The sequence below is a fragment of the Alkalinema pantanalense CENA528 genome (assembly GCF_050753345.1).
In the GTDB taxonomy this organism is placed as follows: domain Bacteria; phylum Cyanobacteriota; class Cyanobacteriia; order Leptolyngbyales; family Leptolyngbyaceae; genus Alkalinema; species Alkalinema pantanalense.
The window spans coordinates 40,554-59,186 of sequence record NZ_JBLZFX010000008.1; the positions used below are offsets into that span (position 1 = coordinate 40,554).

General features: G+C 49.1%; 15 protein-coding genes. 8 read left to right on the forward strand and 7 right to left on the reverse strand.

Annotation, left to right across the window (positions count from 1 at the left end; translation table 11 throughout):
- The first annotated feature begins 232 nt into the window (after positions 1-232).
- From ACN4EG_RS04520 to ACN4EG_RS04540, 5 genes are all read left to right on the forward strand, one after another.
- Positions 233-985: a phycobilisome rod-core linker polypeptide gene (locus tag ACN4EG_RS04520; RefSeq protein WP_431628017.1), complete on the forward strand. Its 753-nt coding sequence runs from the start codon at positions 233-235 to the stop codon at positions 983-985.
- A gap of 283 nt (positions 986-1,268) precedes the next feature.
- Positions 1,269-1,478: a sulfur carrier protein ThiS gene (thiS, locus tag ACN4EG_RS04525; RefSeq protein WP_431628019.1), complete on the forward strand. Its 210-nt coding sequence runs from the start codon at positions 1,269-1,271 to the stop codon at positions 1,476-1,478.
- Positions 1,479-1,670: 192 nt separating this feature from the next.
- A complete protein-coding gene (locus tag ACN4EG_RS04530) occupies positions 1,671-2,636 on the forward strand; it encodes a DUF1517 domain-containing protein (RefSeq protein ID WP_431628021.1) in 966 nt (321 codons plus the stop codon).
- Positions 2,637-3,011: 375 nt separating this feature from the next.
- Positions 3,012-3,440, forward strand: a complete 429-nt coding sequence (locus ACN4EG_RS04535) for a tetratricopeptide repeat protein (RefSeq protein WP_431628022.1) — start codon at positions 3,012-3,014, stop codon at positions 3,438-3,440.
- 187 nt (positions 3,441-3,627) lie between these two features.
- The gene (locus ACN4EG_RS04540) at positions 3,628-4,383 is read left to right on the forward strand and encodes an HAD family hydrolase (RefSeq protein WP_431628023.1); all 756 of its coding nucleotides are present in this window, start codon (positions 3,628-3,630) and stop codon (positions 4,381-4,383) included.
- Between the two features lie 332 nt (positions 4,384-4,715).
- Here the strand turns inward: ACN4EG_RS04540 and ACN4EG_RS04545 are convergent, their stop codons facing one another.
- The 3 genes from ACN4EG_RS04545 to ACN4EG_RS04555 form a co-directional block, all read right to left on the reverse strand.
- Positions 4,716-6,521 carry a DUF6345 domain-containing protein gene (locus ACN4EG_RS04545; protein ID WP_431628024.1) on the reverse strand — a complete coding sequence of 602 codons (1,806 nt, stop codon included), beginning with the start codon at positions 6,519-6,521 and terminating at the stop codon, positions 4,716-4,718.
- 917 nt (positions 6,522-7,438) lie between these two features.
- A complete protein-coding gene (locus tag ACN4EG_RS04550; protein WP_431628025.1) occupies positions 7,439-8,734 on the reverse strand; it encodes a dicarboxylate/amino acid:cation symporter in 1,296 nt (431 codons plus the stop codon).
- A 61-nt stretch (positions 8,735-8,795) separates the two neighbouring features.
- Positions 8,796-8,993: a hypothetical protein gene (locus ACN4EG_RS04555; RefSeq protein WP_431628026.1), complete on the reverse strand. Its 198-nt coding sequence runs from the start codon at positions 8,991-8,993 to the stop codon at positions 8,796-8,798.
- A 60-nt stretch (positions 8,994-9,053) separates the two neighbouring features.
- Here ACN4EG_RS04555 and ACN4EG_RS04560 point away from each other — a divergent pair, with 60 nt between their 5' ends.
- On the forward strand, positions 9,054-10,766 hold the full coding sequence (locus tag ACN4EG_RS04560) for a calcium-binding protein (protein WP_431628027.1): 1,713 nt from the start codon (positions 9,054-9,056) through the stop codon (positions 10,764-10,766).
- A gap of 127 nt (positions 10,767-10,893) precedes the next feature.
- Here ACN4EG_RS04560 and ACN4EG_RS04565 read toward each other — a convergent pair whose 3' ends face one another.
- The 3 genes from ACN4EG_RS04565 to ACN4EG_RS04575 form a co-directional block, all read right to left on the reverse strand.
- On the reverse strand, positions 10,894-11,337 hold the full coding sequence (locus ACN4EG_RS04565; RefSeq protein WP_431628028.1) for a hypothetical protein: 444 nt from the start codon (positions 11,335-11,337) through the stop codon (positions 10,894-10,896).
- Between the two features lie 77 nt (positions 11,338-11,414).
- Positions 11,415-14,774 (reverse strand): efflux RND transporter permease subunit, encoded by a 3,360-nt coding sequence (locus tag ACN4EG_RS04570; protein WP_431628029.1) that lies wholly within the window; start codon positions 14,772-14,774, stop codon positions 11,415-11,417.
- A 114-nt stretch (positions 14,775-14,888) separates the two neighbouring features.
- A complete protein-coding gene (locus ACN4EG_RS04575) occupies positions 14,889-16,349 on the reverse strand; it encodes an efflux RND transporter periplasmic adaptor subunit (protein WP_431628030.1) in 1,461 nt (486 codons plus the stop codon).
- A gap of 474 nt (positions 16,350-16,823) precedes the next feature.
- On the opposite strand from ACN4EG_RS04575, the gene ACN4EG_RS04580 reads away from it, so the two are divergent.
- Positions 16,824-17,387 (forward strand): PadR family transcriptional regulator, encoded by a 564-nt coding sequence (locus ACN4EG_RS04580; RefSeq protein ID WP_431628031.1) that lies wholly within the window; start codon positions 16,824-16,826, stop codon positions 17,385-17,387.
- 234 nt (positions 17,388-17,621) lie between these two features.
- The gene (locus ACN4EG_RS04585) at positions 17,622-18,038 is read left to right on the forward strand and encodes a DUF4351 domain-containing protein (RefSeq protein WP_431628077.1); all 417 of its coding nucleotides are present in this window, start codon (positions 17,622-17,624) and stop codon (positions 18,036-18,038) included.
- A 247-nt stretch (positions 18,039-18,285) separates the two neighbouring features.
- Here the strand turns inward: ACN4EG_RS04585 and ACN4EG_RS04590 are convergent, their stop codons facing one another.
- Positions 18,286-18,618 (reverse strand): DUF3082 domain-containing protein, encoded by a 333-nt coding sequence (locus tag ACN4EG_RS04590; RefSeq protein WP_431628033.1) that lies wholly within the window; start codon positions 18,616-18,618, stop codon positions 18,286-18,288.
- Positions 18,619-18,633 lie beyond the last annotated feature (15 nt).

An 18,633-nucleotide genomic window follows, 5' to 3' on the forward strand; every position in this document is an offset into this window, starting at 1 on the left:
TGCATCTATTGAGGCAAACTGTCAAGTGTGAAGTTTCTTGATCAAGATATTACAGTTCATTTCTGAATTATGGAAGTGGTAATTCGATCGCCTAGCCTAGGATCGAACTAAGCTTTTTTACCTATTGACGAGCAACTGACGAAGTAACAAACCAGTATAAATTTTTGTTACTTTATTGAGACTTGCTTTCGATAGGGCATGGTGTGAATGATCTGTTAGGAGAATTTTTGCAATGTCCCTTCCTTTGCTTGAGTACGCGCCTTCTTCTCAAAATCAACGGGTTGCAGGCTTTGAAGTCCCAGGTGATGAACAGGCTTGGGCTTTCAGCGCGGATGCAATTTTGAGTGCTGCTGAGATGGATGCGGTTATCCAGGCTGCCTATCGTCAAATCTTGAATGAACAACAGATGACGAGTAGTTCGCGGATTCCCTATCTGGAGTCGCAACTGCGTTCTGGCCAAATCACAGTTCGGGAGTTTATTCGGGGGTTGGCCACTTCTGAGGTCTTCCGTACCCGCAATTACGACACGAACAATAACTATCGCTTTGTGCAAATGTGCATCCAGCGGCTACTGGGTCGGGAAGTTTACAACGATCGGGAAAAATTTGCCTGGTCTACGGTACTGGCTACCAAGGGACTCAATGGCTTTATTAGCGATCTGTTGGAGTCTGAAGAATATCTGACAAACTTTGGCGATCACACCGTGCCCTTTCAACGCCGTCGAGTGGTGCAGCAGCGCACCACTGGAGATCTTCCCTTTGCACGGATGGCTCGCTACGACGAATTCCACTTGGCGCAATTGCCGAAGACGAGTGCCTATGCTGTGTCTGCGAGCACCTATCGGGTGACGAATATTGGTCGGGCCGATCGTTGGGCATGGCAACAGGGAGCCAATAACCGTTATGCCCAGATTTGGTATGGCATCATTCTTGCCAGTGTTGGCTGCCTGAGCTTGCCCCTGTTAGGGTTGATTTTTGGCTGGTAGCTAGTGTTTGGCTAGTCATTGTTGCGAGTTGCAGCAATTGTAGTGATTTCAAAGTTTTTCAAGCAAGTTTGCCCTCTCAACTTCTAGCAACCAGACACTATCCACCTGGTTGCTTTTTTGTTGTGTGGAATTGTCGAGAGATTGAGGAAAGCCACCGCCAGTCAGGCCCGGAAGATTGTAGGCTGGAAAAGCTATTTGCAAGCTGAGTTGTTTGCAAGCTGAGTTGTTTGTAAACGGATGCGATCGCAGATTGCAGTCTGAAATTTTGAACGGTGGGAATTTCATGGAAACAATTACCTTACAAATCAACGGTGAAGCCAAATCTTGCCCCCCTAAGCTGAATTTGCCGCAGTTGTTGGAATATTTGGGCATGAATCCCCGTTTGGTGGCCGTGGAATACAACGGTGAAATTTTGCATCGTCAGTTTTGGGAAAATACAGAAGTGCAGGCGGGCGATCGCTTGGAAGTGGTGACGATCGTGGGAGGGGGCTAGGGTTTGGGTCTACAGTCATTGTTCGCTATCGATTGCTCAAGCCAGGGTGGGATCGGGAATCCCGACCTCAAGTCACGCCGGGTTCGCATTCCCGAACGGAGGCGCAAACGATAAAGTAGAAAGAGCGAAGCATGTCGTCTCATCCGGTCAGCCCGCCTGAGCCATGCGACCTAACTTCTGCGAGATGCTGCTATGAAAACTCGATTGACTCATTTACTGAAACCCCTTTTGAAACCGATTCTCGCGATCGCATTGATCTTTACTCTATTCTTTGGAGCGGTGGATCAAGCCCAAGCGGCGAGCTATGGTGGACGGATTGGTGGGGGATCTTTTCGATCTGCCCCTAGCCGAACCTACAGCGCACCCCGTTCCTACGGTGGCGGCTATGGCGGCGGTGGTGGTTACTATGGTGGCGGTGGCAGCAGTTTCTTCTTCTTCCCTTCGCCGTGGATGTTTTTCTGGGGCGGCGGCGGTGCCTTTGGCGGTCTGTTCACCGTGCTGATTTTCGTCGCGATCGCGAACTTTGCGTTTCGTGCCCTGCGCAATGCCCAGTCCGGTGAAGGCGATAGCTTGGGTGGATCTACCCTCTCGGTGACCAAGCTGCAAGTAGGACTGTTGGCCCAAGCACGGGAGTTGCAAGCCGACCTCAATCGCATTGCCCAACGGGCAGATACCAGTTCCAATGCTGGCTTGGCGCAAGTGTTGCAGGAGTCCACACTGTCGTTGCTGCGGCACCCGGAATACTGGGTCTATGCAGGTGGAGAAACGAAAAATGCAGGACTGACAGCGGCGGAAGCGGAATTTAACCGCATGGCCCTGGCGGAACGGAGTAAGTTTAAGGGCGAGTCGCTTTCCAATGTGAGTGGACAGTTGAAGCAAGCGGATAGTAGTTCCCTGACCGTTGCCCAGAAGGGAGAGCTTGCAACCCAAGCACCGGGGGAATATATTGTGGTGACCCTGGTGGTAGGGGCGGAAGGTAAAGTTGATTTACCGAAGATTACCAGCGCAGATGATGTGCGGAAGGCATTGAGTGTATTAGGAAGTGTCTCGAGCGATCGCTTAATGGCCTTAGAAGTACTGTGGACGCCACAGGCAGACGGGGATGTCTTCACTAGTGATGACATGATTGTCAGCTATCCCACGTTGAAGCTGGTGTAAGTTAGATTGTTTTACGGAGATGGGATGCGTTTTCAATAGCGCATCCTTTTTTGTTCACTAAAATCCATTGAGTTTATTTTTGATTGTTTGTTATAGCTGTAGCCAAAATTGTGAGGATGATCATCTTTTTGAAAAAGGAGACTTTAAGATAATTTGACCGATTCCCCCTTAATAAGCAGGATAGGGGGGATGGAATCTGTCGCATCAATAGAATCAATTAGATATCACTTGGATATTACTGTCCCAAACTCATTGGTTATAGCTATATTAAAATTGAATGATTCTATAAGTTTTTATTTGACATTGATAAATCAATAACGATTTCTGTTTTTTGAACTATTGAAAATTGATTGACCTCAATTGTTCTGGATTGCTATGGATAATGCACATTTGGGAATTGCCTTGCTGTCATTGGGGGGGATCGCAACGATCGGCGCGGGATCGCTATTCTGGGCTTATAAAGGCGCAGGCAGTGTGGCTGTCCTGTTCCTAGAAGTGATGCCAGCACCGCAAGGTTTGCCCGATGCTATCCATTATTTATTTCAGACTGGGGTGAGTGCCTACTGTGCAGGCAATTATCGGCGTGCCCTGGATGCGTTTAATCAAGTGCTGCAAATCCAGGCTGATTTGGCCGAGGCGTTCCACGATCGGGGGCTCTGTCTGGCCAATCTACGGCAGGACGATCAAGCAACTCGTAGTTTTGTTAGGGCGGCGGAGTTGTATCTAGTCCAAAACGATTGGCCATCAGCCGAGCTTGTGAAACAGCATTTAAGGGCGCTGAAGCAGCGCAAGCAGGCAAAATAATCGCCGTGCTGTTTGGCTAGGGTGACTGAAACGGTTCTGGAATGGCCTGTTGAGGGCTGGCTAGGAGATTGCTAGATTACTGAGTAAGGAGACGACTGAGTAAGGAGACCAGCTTAGGCTACTCTATAACAACGTCTCCTCACAACAGCGTCCTTCCTCGGTTCCCTGATGGGTAACTCCTCTGAATATGCGTAGTCCTAATTTATTGGCCTTAGATTTTGATGGTGTCATCTGTGATGGCCTGTTTGAGTATTTTCAGACCGCTTGGCGTGCCTATTGCCAGCTATGGCATCCAGACAATACCCCCCCGACCGAAGAAGTTGCCCAAACCTTCTATCGACTGCGTCCGGTGGTGGAAACAGGCTGGGAGATGCCCGTTTTGATCCATGCTTTAGAGTCAGGGTTTAGCGAAGCTGCAATTTTGCAAGAGTGGCCCAACCTCGCCCTAGAACTGTTGCATCACCATCGCCTGAATCCGAAAGAAGTGGGGGCGATCGTCGATCGTATTCGAGATCAATGGATTGCCCAGGATCTGCCGAGTTGGTTAGGTGAACATCGCTTTTATCCAGGGGTGATCGATCGACTCAAAGCCACTGAAAATTTTGTCATTATTAGTACCAAAGAAGCGCGATTTATTCGCCAATTACTGCAAGAACAAGGGGTTGAAATTCAAGATGATCGGTTGTTTGGCAAAGAAAAACAACGGCCTAAGTACGAAATTCTGCGCCAACTTAAACCGGAGTATGACACGATTTGGTTTATTGAAGATCGCCTCAAAACATTGCAAATGATTGAACAGCATCCTGAGTTAACGGATGTGGAACTTTTTTTAGCGGATTGGGGCTATAACCTGGTACGCGATCGGGATATTGCTCAACAGAGCGATCGGCTCCATCTACTGAACCTGGATCAGTTTCAACAATCGTTTGACCTATGGTCTTAACTGCCTTTACCCGATCTGCTGGGATAGTGCATTAGGACTGCTTTCCAGTGCCCTGGATGAACCAAGAGGAGGATCAATTCTGAAGGAATTTTGTTGGTAGGCAACAGATGATGTCAAAATTGCAAAAAATGTCCAACAGAAAAAACTGGTCTCATCAAAATTAGAAAGCCGATCGTGGCTTCTACCTTTTCCAGCAACGTCTGAAACAGAAAACATTGCTCGGCAGAAGAAATAACCACGATCGGCGAGTCACACGCTGGAATGAGTTGCTAATAACTAGCACATAAAATCAACTGACTGAGAGACTGGCAGCGACTCATGTTGCTATCAGGCTAATGTTGCCACCAGATTGTCAACCCCGTCGAAGTTGCGGGTGGTGCAGGGTTGGTGAAATAGATGCCATCGCCTTCATGGCCTGGAATCATCACCACGGCACCATAGCCCGTTACTTCGCCTCCATGGGTTCGTTGCCATTGATAGGAAGATGAACCATTGGTCGCATGGAACCAAGAATCAAGAATCCGCGAATTCAACGCAATGTGATAGCCAAAGTGATAGGAAATGTCATCATTGATAAACATGGTTGTGCGGAAACCTGCCACTTGACGTAATCCCTTAAACACACGCCACCACGGATCAGGCCAGTTGGCTCGATCGGGCGGAGCCGGAATAATGGAACAGCCCTTCAAGAATAGGTACCGCATACTGCTGCCACTGCGATCGCCGTAGGCCGGTTGAGTGCCTAGATTGAGATCCACAATGTCGCAACAATTGCTGCGTGTTGTGAATAGCCAATTGGCTCCATGGCCTTCCATCAGCACAACATTCCACTTGTCCACAAAGGAATCTTCCTGATTGAGCCAGAGCCGAGGTTCATCCCAATAGTAATCACCATAGGTAATGGCTGGGAATCCCATGAGTTTGCCCCAAGCCATGCCATTTTTCAAATCGTTGGCGTCATCTACCCACGCGCTATGATCATTTCGAACCACATACCGACCCACCGTTGGGCTTTGGAGGATCGATCCAGTGGGGCCTCCTGGTAGCTGAGCGAGCTTGTCGGATTGTAACTGCTTCACGCCACTCGGTTCGCTTGGTAGCTCACGAGCTTGGGTATCTTCCACCACTACGGGTTCCGGGGGATTCTTCAGCGCTGCCACTAACCCTGAGAAGAAGGCTTTACCGACCCCATTGGGCGAAGAAATTTCAGCCGTAAAGGTATAAGCAGGTTGCACGTATTTACGATCGTTGCCGGAATAGACCAAACTGGGTTGAGTCACCCGAATTTCCGAAGCACCGCGAAACTTCTGTTTCAGTAGGCTTTCAATTTCATCATAGACTTCTCGATCGCGCCGTAGTTCAGTCGGTAAATTAGTCGGTACCAACTGTTGTAATCGCCGTTCCAGTCCTTCTAGCTTGCCTTGGTTCCCTAAATCCACTAAGAGCTGTGACCCTTCTCCAATCACAGGTTTTTGATTGAGGCTTCTGGAAAAAATCACCGTTTGTAAAACATTCTGGGTTACGGGTGATTGCCCTTGCTTCACATCTGCTTTTTGTAGGGTTACCAGTTGTCGGGGCTCAAATTGACTACTGTCTGATGGCAACAACTTGAGCGTATTCACGTGGTTCAATGCCACTTTCAACGCTTCATTGCGGTTTAGCAATGTAATCTTATTGCTTGCCAACTGTTCAGCTCGGGGCAGGAAAAAGATATGGCCTGTGTTCTCATCCAGGGATAGTCGGGTAAAGGATTGATCCCTTTCCATGAAGACTTTGAGCCGATTCGGCGAAAGCAGCAGTGGAGACAAGAGCGGTTGCTTCAGATTGGGGAGCGTTTGAACTCTGGGTTTTTCGATCAGATTTTGTTGTAGGCGCAGTTGTTCAATCAGTTTAGGCTGAACTTGTAACCGCTTCATTGCATAGATCTGCATCCCTTGGGGCGATTCCAGGGGAACCCGTTCCATGATAATTTTTGGGGTGAGACCGATCGGCTTAATCACATCCGGTCGCTTGATGATAGGATCCCGAATCGGCCCAGGGAACTGGCTTTGCCCCATAGCAGCACTCAAAAACAATACTGTAATGAGGGTGGTTCCAGAGAGTAAGAGTTTTGTAAATAAGCGATTGGATATCAGCATAATTTCCTTCCCAAATCATGTCCTAGAGAGGGGCTGACCTGAAAATTAGGTTTGCTACCGACGATCGAAGAGCCTCGATTTCAGGTCTTTTTTTGGGATAGATGCATTTCCCCGTGCTCCCTATAGTCTTTACGGAACAGTATTGACGGATCTCAGTTCTCCGGTTGTATGGGAGATTCGTTAATCGTTTGGGCCACAACAGGTCGGCGGAACTTTGAAGGTTAGAAAAGCCTCCGCCATGGGAGATGTGTCACGATCGCCCACCAATAAAAACTCTATGTTCGATCGTGAGGAGATAACCGATGGAGAGAACTACTCATGCGATGATTAAAATCATCTTTTTTAATTCATCTATTCCCTAAATATTCCGTAGATATTCAAAAAGCATTGGCAAAACATGAACTCCAGTCATGCTTTTTAAAGAATTGAATCGGTTGTATCCGGTGTTGTCTTTCATCAAGGAGAACAAGGAAAATCTTGACTACTAGCCTTTAACGACTAGCGTTTAGCTAATCACTTTTAACTACTAACCAGTCTTATCAAACCAGTATTGTCCAACTAGTATTAGTAAGCTCTAAAAACTGGCAGGACTGTACAGACAATCAATCTGAATAGATAACCCATCTGAAAGTCAAATTTTCAGAGATGGATGCGTTAACCGCAAAGATCTTAGAGACCAATGCGTCAGAGGCCCATGCGTGAGTGGCTCAGTCAGAGATTAAATCAAAGGTTCAGTCAAAGGTTCAGTCAAAAACTAACGTTAAAGACCTGTAGGGATTTTACCTATTTCAATTGTAGAAAATCCCTTGAAAAACTGAAATGTTGAATAGAAAATTAACGTTTTATTGAACCGTTGATTGTCGGTTGGTGTGTGATTGGAGGGGGCATCAACCCATGGCGCTGTGATATAGGCAGTCCTAAAAGTTGGAATGGGGGGGATTGGGCGATCGGTTTAAAAGAGGCGTAGTCGGAGTGGAGAGGGGTTGAGCTGGTTCTACGCCAGCTTTGCTTAAATCAGTGCTCTCCACCTGCTCGAGTATCGCTGCATGGACAATATTTCCCAGGACATTTAACATCGTGGAAAGTCCATCAATGAGTCGATTTACCCCGGCGACGATCGCCACTCCTTCCACGGGGAGCCCCGCAGCCGTCAATACCGTCGTCATCATGATGATCCCTGCACCGGGAACCCCAGCTGTACTCAAGGACACTAAGAAAGTACTGAGAAAGACTGTGGAGAGTACTGTCGGAGTGAGGGGGATCTGGAACAATTGCGCAATGAAAATCGCGTTAAAGCCCTGCATAATTGCTGAACCATCCCGCTTCAATGCTGTCCCTAAAGGAATCGCAAAGCTCGCGATCTCATCTCGCATCCCATAGGCGGTCTGGGCATCCTTGAGCGTGACAGGTAAAGCTGCATTGGAACTAGCGGTTGCAAACGCTAGGGACAGGCTAGGCGAAAAGTTTTGAAAGATTTTGAGGGGAGAAATTTTGAAGGCAATCAGTAGGACAATGTAAACGGCAATCATCCATAGAATTGCAATAAAGTTTCCTGCCACGTAGTTAAATAACCTAACAATAATGCCTAAACCTTGCTTAGCAATGACGGAACTCATCAACGCAAAAACACCGATCGGTGAAGTATAAAGCACAAGAAATAAAACTTTCTCGCTAATGGCATAGATACTCTCAATCAACTGAACAAACGGTTGGGCTTGTTTTCCCGCTTGCTGGATTCCTAGACCTAGCAACGCGGCTGAAAAAATGGTTTGTAATAAATGCCCCGTTGCCAGCGCTGTGAGAGGATTAGTGGGGACTAAGCTAATCAGCCATGCCAATACATCGGGAGCCTGGGGAGAGACCAGTACAGGTTCGATCGCAAGATCTGTCATTTGAACGGACGATCGCAGGACTATCGCCGTTCCCATGCCCAACGCAACGGCCACTGAACTCGTGAGGCAATAACCGCCCAAAAGCCGGACTGTATATCGCCCCATTTCGGCGGCATTCCGGATGCGTGTCATTGCCAAAATCAGTGAGGAGAAGATGAGGGGCACAACAACAAACTGAATCAGCCGCAGAAAGACTTGCCCTAATGGATCAAACCCGTAATGATCAATTGCCCCAACCCAGGTAGGGCAGAGTTCATGGAGGGCTGTTCCAACTGCTACGCCTCCCACTAAAGCCAGCAAAATGAGAGTTGAAAGAGTCATAATCCGCGATCGTACTCACTAACGCGCACCACAAAACTAATTTATCTGAGTTTTGTACCATCTATTGTGTTCCGTGGATGAGTCGGGGGGTGCATGATGTGGTAATGGGGGGAGAAGGTAAGGGATACAAGAGGGGAAAGGGGGGAAGGGGGAAGTGCACCCGAGGTCGGGTCGGGTTGGAAATCTGGTGCGATCGCCGATCGCTGCATAAATCTCCCAACTCCACCGTGGAAAGATCTAACTGCGAGGAATCGTCCATTTGACCTGTCCCGTAGCCAATGTTTTTCCTTTAGTTAGCCCTCAACTTACGGAGACTCCCATGGGAATTTTTGCATTCTTCTCTCCCTTCAATGACGGTTCCCTATTTGTTGTAGGAGACAACCAAAACAATGCAATTACAATTGGTCGCAATGCCGCTGGCGATCTAGAAATTAATAATGGTAGTGTTCAGATTTTTGGTAATCGTCGTAGTTTCTCGAGCAATAGCCAAATTCAAGTCTTTGGCTTAGGCGGTAATGACACCATTACCATTGATGAAAGTAAAGGCAAACTACCCACTGCCCATATCTTTGGGGGATTGGGGAACGACATTATCAAAGGTGGCTCCGCGATCGACTATCTCTACGGCGGGGATGGTAATGACTTTATCGACGGCAACGGTGGCAACGATTTTGCCTTTCTTGGTGCAGGGGATGACGTATTCCAGTGGGATCCCGGTGATGGCAGTGACCTCGTAGAAGGGGGGCTGGGACTGGATACCATGATTTTCAATGGCTCCAACGGCGATGAAATATTTGACTTCTCTGCCAAGGGCGATCGGCTGCGCTTCTTCCGCAACTTGGGCAATATCGTCATGGATACCAATGATATTGAACGAGTGGATGTCAACGCATTGGGTGGCGCAGATACGATTACCATTAACAATCTAGCGACAACCGATGTTAAAGATATTCAAATTAACCTCGGTGCATCCCTAGGGGAAATCCTGGGAGACAGCAAACTGGATTCCATTATCATCAACGGAACCGACAATGCAGATACGATCGATCTCACCAGTAACGATAGTGGTCATCGGATAACTGGCTTAGCTGCTGCTGTACAAATTAGTGGTGCAGAAGCAACTGATAAACTGGCTGTCAATGCCCTCGGTGGCAATGATACCCTTCGTGCCAATACCCTACGCAGTACCTTAATTCAATTCACTGCCGATGGGGGTGATGGGGATGATGTCATCCTCGGCGGGCTAGGTGCAGATGTTTTATTCGGCGGTTTGGGGAACGACTTTATTGACGGGAATGGTGGTAATGATATCGCTTTTCTTGGTGCAGGGAACGATATCTTCCAATGGGATCCCGGTGACGGCAGTGATGTTGTGGAAGGTCAGGCTGGCTTCGACACCCTACGATTTAACGGTGCCAACATTGCTGAAATTTTTGACATTGTCGCCAACGGCGATCGGGCGAAGTTAAATCGCAACGTAGGCAACATCGTCATGGATTTTGATGATACTGAAAAGATTGAACTCAATGCCCTAGGCGGTGCGGACATCATTAATATTCAATCCCTCGTGGGTACCGATGTTCAAGAGATTGTCATCAACCTAGCAGCAGCGGGTTTAACCACTGGAGATGGCACTGTTGATCAAGTCAATATCTTTGGTACCAATGGCGATGATGGCATTGTGATTGCCAGTAACACAACAGGTTCTATCATCAGCGGCCTCAGCGCAAGCATTAGCCTATTAGGAAGCGATCCAACGGATCAGTTTTCAATCAACGGACTTAATGGTAACGATATTATTGAGAGCAGCTTTTTCTCTAACACATCTGGATTATTAGTTCTATCCGGTGGCGCAGGGGATGATGTTCTTGTGGGAAGTGCAGGCAACGATCGGTTACTCGGCAATGATGGCGACGATATTCTACTGGGCAATGCAGGTGACGATCGATTAGATGGCGGAAATGGGGATGATATTTTGATTGGGGGTGAGGGGAATGATGTGCTTTTGAACGGCGAAGTCAACAGCCAATAAAAAATATCGTCCATTGATCTTAATCTGTAAAAAGGTGGGAGCAATCCCACCTTTTTTGTAGCCGTGCTTGTTCAATAGTATTGCTAGTATGACTCTTCTAAGGATGTGATGAGCGTTCCCAATTCCCCTACCGAGTCAGAACGGGTTGAATATACTGCTTATTGGCTCGAACGTAGCATTGATAACTTTGTCCCGTTCGACTCCGCACCCGCATCCACGTTCGTCCTTGGCGATCTTTTGCGTTGTAAAGCACTTCATCTGACCCACCCCGCCCTAAGTCCGCTTGCAGAATGCTGCCCTGGCTAAACGTTCTGGAAATCGCCGCCGTTACCTCAGAATCCTGCCGACAATTCAATCGCGAACTCACCACGCGCCATAAGGCTCCAGCTTGCAAACTCCCACTGGTGACCGTCCCTTTCACCGGGCCAGCATTGGTTAAATAATCACCACTGGAATTGATTTCAGGTCTGTTGTAGAAATCACTACTGGCTCCAGCAACATTCGCCCCAGCAAGAGGGACGATTGGGGTTAACAGAACTGCTACTAAACTCAATCGCCAAGCAGACCGCATAGACCAACCTCAAGACTCCAGTCCTACCATAGCCCAACAGTCAGTTCCTCAGCCAACCGATGCAATTGGGCTAGAGGTCACTCGCGCGTCCCCACTCCAACCTCTTCCTGAACAGAACCAGTCTGTGATTCCGGAGAAGCCACGATCTCAAATTCTGGGGAGAGGCGATCATCCGATCGGCCTCCAAAGAAATCATGCAGCAACAAATAGAGGCAGGGAATAATAAATAACGTGAGTAATGTTGCTAGTGCTAATCCAGAAAAAACAACAATTCCCAATGGTTTAAGAAATTCTCCACCTTGGCCAATCCCTAATGCTAGGGGAAACATCCCTACAACGGTCGTAATGGTAGTCATTAAAATGGGTCGTAACCGTTGGGGAGCCGCTTGTAAAATCGCAGCTCGACGACTGACCTGATCCCGATCGCGGATTTGATTGGCCAATTCCACCATCAGAATCGCATTATTCACCACAATCCCAATTAGCAGCACAGCACCGACAATCACCGTAGCCCCGATCGCCGTCTGTGTCGCAAAGAGTCCTAAGATCCCACCTGATAGTGCCAAGGGCAACGTAAACATAATTACTAGGGGATCAACTAGAGAGTTATATTGAACGGCCATAACGACGAATACTAGAAAAGCCGCTAAACCACCCAGGACAGGCAACGCGCCCTGAATGTCCTGATTACTCTGTGCGGCTGCGCTAGGTAGCCGACTCACCCCTTCCGGCAGCGTTAGGGAATTGAAAATGCGATCGACTTCAGCCAAGGCACGACTTAAACTAGCTCCTTCCTTCAAGTTCCCTGCAATCAAAAACACCTGTCGTTGGTTAATCCGCTGAATTTCCCCCGGTGCTTCCCCCAATTCAACGGTGGCCACATCACTCAGACGAATCAGGCGATTGTCTGAGGTAAATAGCGGCAGTTGTTGTAGTTGCGAAGGCTGACGAATGGCGTCGTTGGCTAACTCAACCCGCACATCCACCAAGCGGTTACCCCGTTGTAGTTGGGTGGGAATGGAACCTTGAATGGCAGTCTGTAACGTCGCGCCCACGTTTTCAACATTCAGCCCCACCCTAGTTGCCCGTTCCCGATCGAGGCGAATTTGCAGTTCTGGCTGGCGGCGATCGGCGTCGGGGCGAAAGCGAGAGAGGGTGGCCTGTTCTCCCAATGCTGCCAGTACTTGGCGTCCGGCCTGGGCTAGGGTCTCCGGATTGGTGCCTTGCAGCATAATGTCAATCTCGGCACCGCGCACGGGGGAATTGTTTAAAATTAAGCCCCGCACTTGACCAGGATTGAGACGCAGCAGAATATCGACCAAGTTGAGTTGATTGAGTTCTTGCGTCACGCGATCGATGTAGACTGACACATTCGCCCCCGGTTTGAGGGTAATGTTACTGGAACTGCGCAGGGCATTTTCGCTGGTGCTACTGCCAAACAACACGCCCCCCACGGTTGTAAAGACATAATCCGTTTCCGGCTGATTGAGCAGAATTTCATCCACCGCTTCCATTACCTTACGGCTCGTGGCGAGGGGCGTGCCCGATGGAAATTGGGCAATCAGGTTCGCTTGTCCGGTATTAATGCGGGGCAAAATTTCCTGGGGAATTTGACCCAACACGAGCCAACTGCCGCCGCCTAAAAAGATAAAAGTGGCAGCTACAATGAGTAATCGTTGCTGTAAAACTCGCCGGAGGAAGGCCCCATATTGCCGAGTTGCGATGGCAAAACGTTGGTTAAATGCCTGAAAAAGCCAGAGTTGACTCAGCCCGCTCGATCGAGGAATGGCCAGCAACCTTGAGGTCAGCATGGGCACCACCGTCACCGCAACGACAATGGACGCAGCAACGGAAAAACTAATTGTGAGAATCAATTCATTAAACAGTAGGGCAATAAATCCACCAATCATCAAAAAGGGTAAAACTGCAACCAGGTTGGTCGCCGTTGAAGCCAGCAAAGCCGACTCCACACTTTGCCCGCTTTGAATTGAGGTGGCAATAATTTGTTGAGGGGAAAGGGTCGATCGGGAATCCTGTCCCGGTGTCATTCCGGTATCTTCTGCGATCGTTTCCAGCATCACGATCGAGTTGTCTACGACAATCCCCACCCCCAACGCTAAGCCGCCTAAACTAAATACATTAATGGATAAGCCAAACAACCGCATTAAAATAATGGCAGCCAAGGTTGCTAAGGGAATCGCGAGAACGATAATTAAGGTTTGCCGCAGGGATCCGAGAAAGAGCAAAACTGCAATTGCAGCTAATCCTGCCCCAAAAATACCGGAGGAGGTCACATTGGAAATTGCATTTTGAATAAAAACGGATTCATCCAGCGTTGGCAAAAATTCCATATCCTCTGGAATTAATCCCGATTTCTTCAACTCTGCAATGCGTTGTTTGACCGCGTCTACCACGGCGATCGTGTTGGCATCCGGTTGTTTCTGAATGCTGACTTTAACGGCAGCTTGGCCATTTAGATTGACAAAAATGCGCTGTTCTTCAGTTCCGTCATTCACCTCTGCGAAGTCTCGTAAATAAACCCGCCGCCGAGTGGTCACTGCGTTGGCACTGTCCGCGTTCGCACTGCCCGCTGTGGTTGAACTACTTGAACTAGCTCCCGGACTGCCAACTGTTCCAGACTCGAAGGATAAGTTACGGATCTCCGTTGCATCCCGAAAGCGTCCAGCAAGGCGGGTCAAAGGTTCCGAGTTATTGCCGAGAATCCGTCCCCCCGAAACATCCTGATTACTTTCTCGCAACTCTGTCAGGACTTCATTGAGCCCAACTCCGAGGGCTTGCAGGCGGTTTAAATCGACGAGAACTCGTACCTCTTCTTCCAATCCACCGGATACATCCACCGCCGCCACACCAGCCACCACGCCCAATTCCCGCGCCAGTTCTTCATCGGCGAAGACTCGCAACGCAGCGGAATCTAATGAGGGAGAAGTCAACGCCAATTCATAGACGGGCAACTGCGACGGATCAGCTTTAAATAACCGAGGTTGCTCGATCGTACTGGGTAAATTTGCTCGGGCCCGGTTGAGGGATGCCGTCGCATCATTCAAGGCTTGGTCAATATTGCCCCCCGGCTTAAAAAATAAGTCGAGGCTCACTTGGCCTTCACGGGTTTGGGAATAGACCTGAATCACCCCTTCCGTGGCCGATAGTGCTTCCTCTAGGGGTTTCGTCACTTCGTCGATCGCTACGGTGGGGGCAATGCCGGGGGTATTCAGCCGTACCCCAATGCGGGGATAGGTAATGGAAGGCAGCAAATCCACTTGCAAGTTGAAAATGAAGAAAATCCCTAGGATAATGACTGCTAGGGTCAGCATCAGGGTTCCAATGTGCTGGCGAATAGCGACGCCACTAATGCTGAATCCAGCGCTTAACTTTTCACTCAAGCCGTTATTGGAATGGTTGTTTTGGGTGGAATTCATAGCTATCTGAGAAGCGTAATTTTTTCAGAGTGTTTGCGATTAAACTACATTCGTATCGCATTGCCGTGAGTTTGAAATCCTGTTGCAATTACGTTTAAAACGGATTGCATTGCATCACCGTTTGCGATTCTCAGTTGGCTGCTCCGATAGTATGCTGAGGCGTACTGGCTGACCCTCCGCCAACTCTCCACTACTGCGCACCACGATCGACTCGCCTGCCGCCAGTCCACCTAGTACTTCCACTTGCCCATCCGCCCGATCGCCCAGTTGCACGGTTCGTTTCGCGACTTTGGTCTGTTCCCCCTCCCGTTGGATAACAAACAGGGTTCCTGTTGTCGACTGAGGTTTTGAGCCAGATGCATTCGCGCCAGAATTAGAGTCATTAGCACTGCCAGCTCCCCCAGAACCCCCAGAACCCATCGATCGTCGTCGGGGAGCCTGTCCCGATTGGGTCGATCGATCTGCGTTACGCGATTTTCCTCTCGGCTGATCGAGATTGAGCGCAACTTCTGGTACCACGATTTTGCTTTGATTGCGTTGGCCAAACTTAACTCGCGCCAGTAATCCACTGCCAATTTGCCCATCGGGATTCGGCATCGTAATTTCTATGGGAACCAAGCGATCGCTGGGGTTTGCTGCTGGGGAAATACGAGTAACCCGTCCCGTTAGTGTCTCCTTCGGACGAGCATCCAAACGCACTTGTGCCGATTGGCCCACCCGAATATTCGCCAGTTCCAACTCAGACACCTGCACTTCCACCTTGACTTGGTTAAAGTCGCCCAGCTTGAGAACTTCCGTCCCGACCTGCGCTAAATCCCCCATTTCTAGGGATTTTGACAAGACCACGCCATTGATGGGCGATCGCAGGACAGTAAAGGCTTGGCGTCCCTGTTCCTGCGTAACAAGGGCATTTTGGACTTCAATGCGCCGCTGGGCTGCAATTACTGCCTGCTGCCGATTGCGAACCTGTTGCTCCGTCGCACGTAAGGCTTGTTCTGCTGTTTTTGCATTCGTCGTAGCCAGTTCTGCCTGCTGTTCAGTAATGGCCCCTTCTTTCAATAACTGCTGAAGTCGTTGGGCGTCCGATCGGGCTTGCTGGAGTTTCAGGCGTTCCTGTTCGGCTTGGGCGCGGGCATTGTCCACATCTGCCTGCAAACTCACCACTTCCGACTGACGCACCGCCACTTCTGCTTCCACCTCATTCACCGTGGCCGCCAAAACCCGATCGTCCAACTGCCCTAAAAATTCCCCGCGATTAACCGCATCCCCCACATCCACCCTCAGGTCTAACAGTTGCCCCGCCACCTGCGATCGCAGGGAAACCTGACGATAGGGGCGGGTTGTCCCCACGTATTCAATGCGATTGGACAATTCGCTCGTTTGGGCCACCTGCGCATCGACGGCTACGGATTCGTCCTTGGCTCTAGCTTCCCCTTGGGCTTCACTGGGAGGCATCAGGCTACAGCCTGTCATCCCAGTCCCCACGAGGAGCATGGCGATCGACAGCCCCTGAAGCCATCTAAAAGGGGCTTTCAACGAACCTAACAATGGATGGGAACTAAGCGGTTGCAACATAGGAAGAAAGGGTGAGGAAGGAGCAAACCAACGCTAAACAATGCAAGTCGAATAATAAAGGCTCAATCAGAAAAAATGGTTCTGTCGGTTGTGTCATGACAGAACCTTGGTCCCAGCGGCGATCGCAGCTAGCCCAGTGGCCAATCCAGTGACCCACTTAGCAGCTAAATCCCCAGCTAAACCCGCATCCAGCAAAGCTCTAGCTCTCAACTCGCTGGAATATTTTGAGAACCAACACTTCTAAAGGTAACATAACTTGATATATCAGGCTGATATACCCAATACAGTGATGAATTTTGCGGAATGAGTGGGGATGGGTGCGGTATGACGGAATCAGTTGTACAAGATGAGTTGTGACGGCTTCTCTGTCTCCTGCCCGCTGCGTTCTCCATTGCTCACGTTCCCCATTGCTCGCGTTCCCAACTGGTTACTGCCCTCCTACGTTGTTCCCGTTCTCTGCCCACCCCTTGCCCTATGTTAGAACTTGCAGCCCTCGGTTTGCTGACCCAAAATCCCTTACATGGCTACCGCCTTAAACAGCAACTAGAGCAATTTATGAGTGGCTGTATCAGTGTCAATTACGGTGCGATTTATCCGCTGTTGAAGCGATTGGAAGAGCATGGCTTCATCCAAACCCTATCCGCCGTTGAAGTGTCTTTCTCCGAGCCTCGGCGCAAAGTGTATGCCATTACCCCACAAGGGCAGCAGCGCTGGCGGGAGAAAATGCTGGCTCAACCCCACGAAAGTTGGGTAAATAGTCGCTCTCGATTTGTTGTGAAGTTCTTTTTCTTTCAGCAAATGACGCCGCTCGAACGGGTGCACCTACTGGAACATCGCTTGGCGACTTGTCGGCTGCGGTTGGAAACCTGGGCGGAGCAAAATCAATTTGTTGCCACGGATTATCCTGGTAATCTCTACGCACAGGAAGCTCACCAGTGGCATCTAGATAATCTTCAATTTGAAATCCAATGGCTCGAGAAAAACTTAGCGCAGGAACAACAAATGCAGCAAGCGGAATCTATGGAATCACAGAGATAGAACAGTATGATGGGTCAAATTGCACGCTGGGGCAAAACTGCTAAAATGCAGAACATTTAAACTACGTCCTGCACCATGGGCTAGCCTCAAACCGCTAAGACCGACTATGAAAATCCCTGGAAAACGTTTATAGAACTATATTTCAGAAATTTTCTTGCATTTTTCTTCCCTCCTATTGAAGCTGACATTGATTGGTCAAAGCCAATTCGCTTTCTGGACAAGGAATTGCAAAAGGTGGTGCGGGATGCCGAAATGCCCAAACGCTATGCGGACAAGCTCGTAGAAGTGCATCGTCTCAGCGGTGAGAGGGCGATCGTCATTTGTCACATTGAAGTCCAAAATGAAGATGAATCGGGCTTCGAGGCCAGAATGTATAGCTATAACTATCGGCTACGCGATCGGTACAACGTAGAGTTGAAGGCTTTTGAGGAGGCAAGGCAGATGAAGTATGTCACCACATGGGAACGAATGGCTGAAGAGCGGGGCGAGGAACGGGGACTGATTTCAGGGGAACGAGCGATCCTCATTCGCCTATTGAATCGTAAGTTTGGCTCTCTTGACGATCACACCCTCGATCAAATCAACACCCTCTCGATCGCTCAACTCGAATCTCTCGGTGAAGCATTGCTCGATTTTGCGTCGTTGGCATAGCCTCTCGTAGAGAATCGATGACCTCACCCATTGGCTAGATCATCAGGGATAGACAGATCGATGACTTGGAATCGCGATCGCATCCTGGGAAAAGCCGATCGATCCGAAATCACTGTCTCCGATAATACTCAATTGTTCTCGCCATAGGTGTGATCCGTGATCTCGCCTGCCGCATCGATTTCGCAGGTGACATTGCCTCGATCGTCGTTTCTGAGTCGCAGGGTTAATATCAGCTTTCCAAGTTTGCCTAGGAATTTTCTGAAGGTTTATCTGGGGCGATCAGTAACTTGACCCCAAGGCCAGTCAAGCCCAAAGCTGCAAACCCAAAAATGCCTGCCCCAAAGGTGGATAATCCCACTACAAGCGTTCGTACCGCGATCGAAATCCGAATGACAATCATGTTGTCAGAGGTGATTTGCTTAGCAGCAAAGGCCAGTGCGATCGATTGGGTTAAATTCCAAGCCAAGTAAGAGATTACTGCCGCTACGATCGCGCCCAAAAAACAGCGCAATGGTGTTGGTGCAGTATTTGGCTCGGTGTTGCTTGTTGTGATTGAATCTTTGTTGTCTTCGTTAGCCATATTCTTGTACTCCTA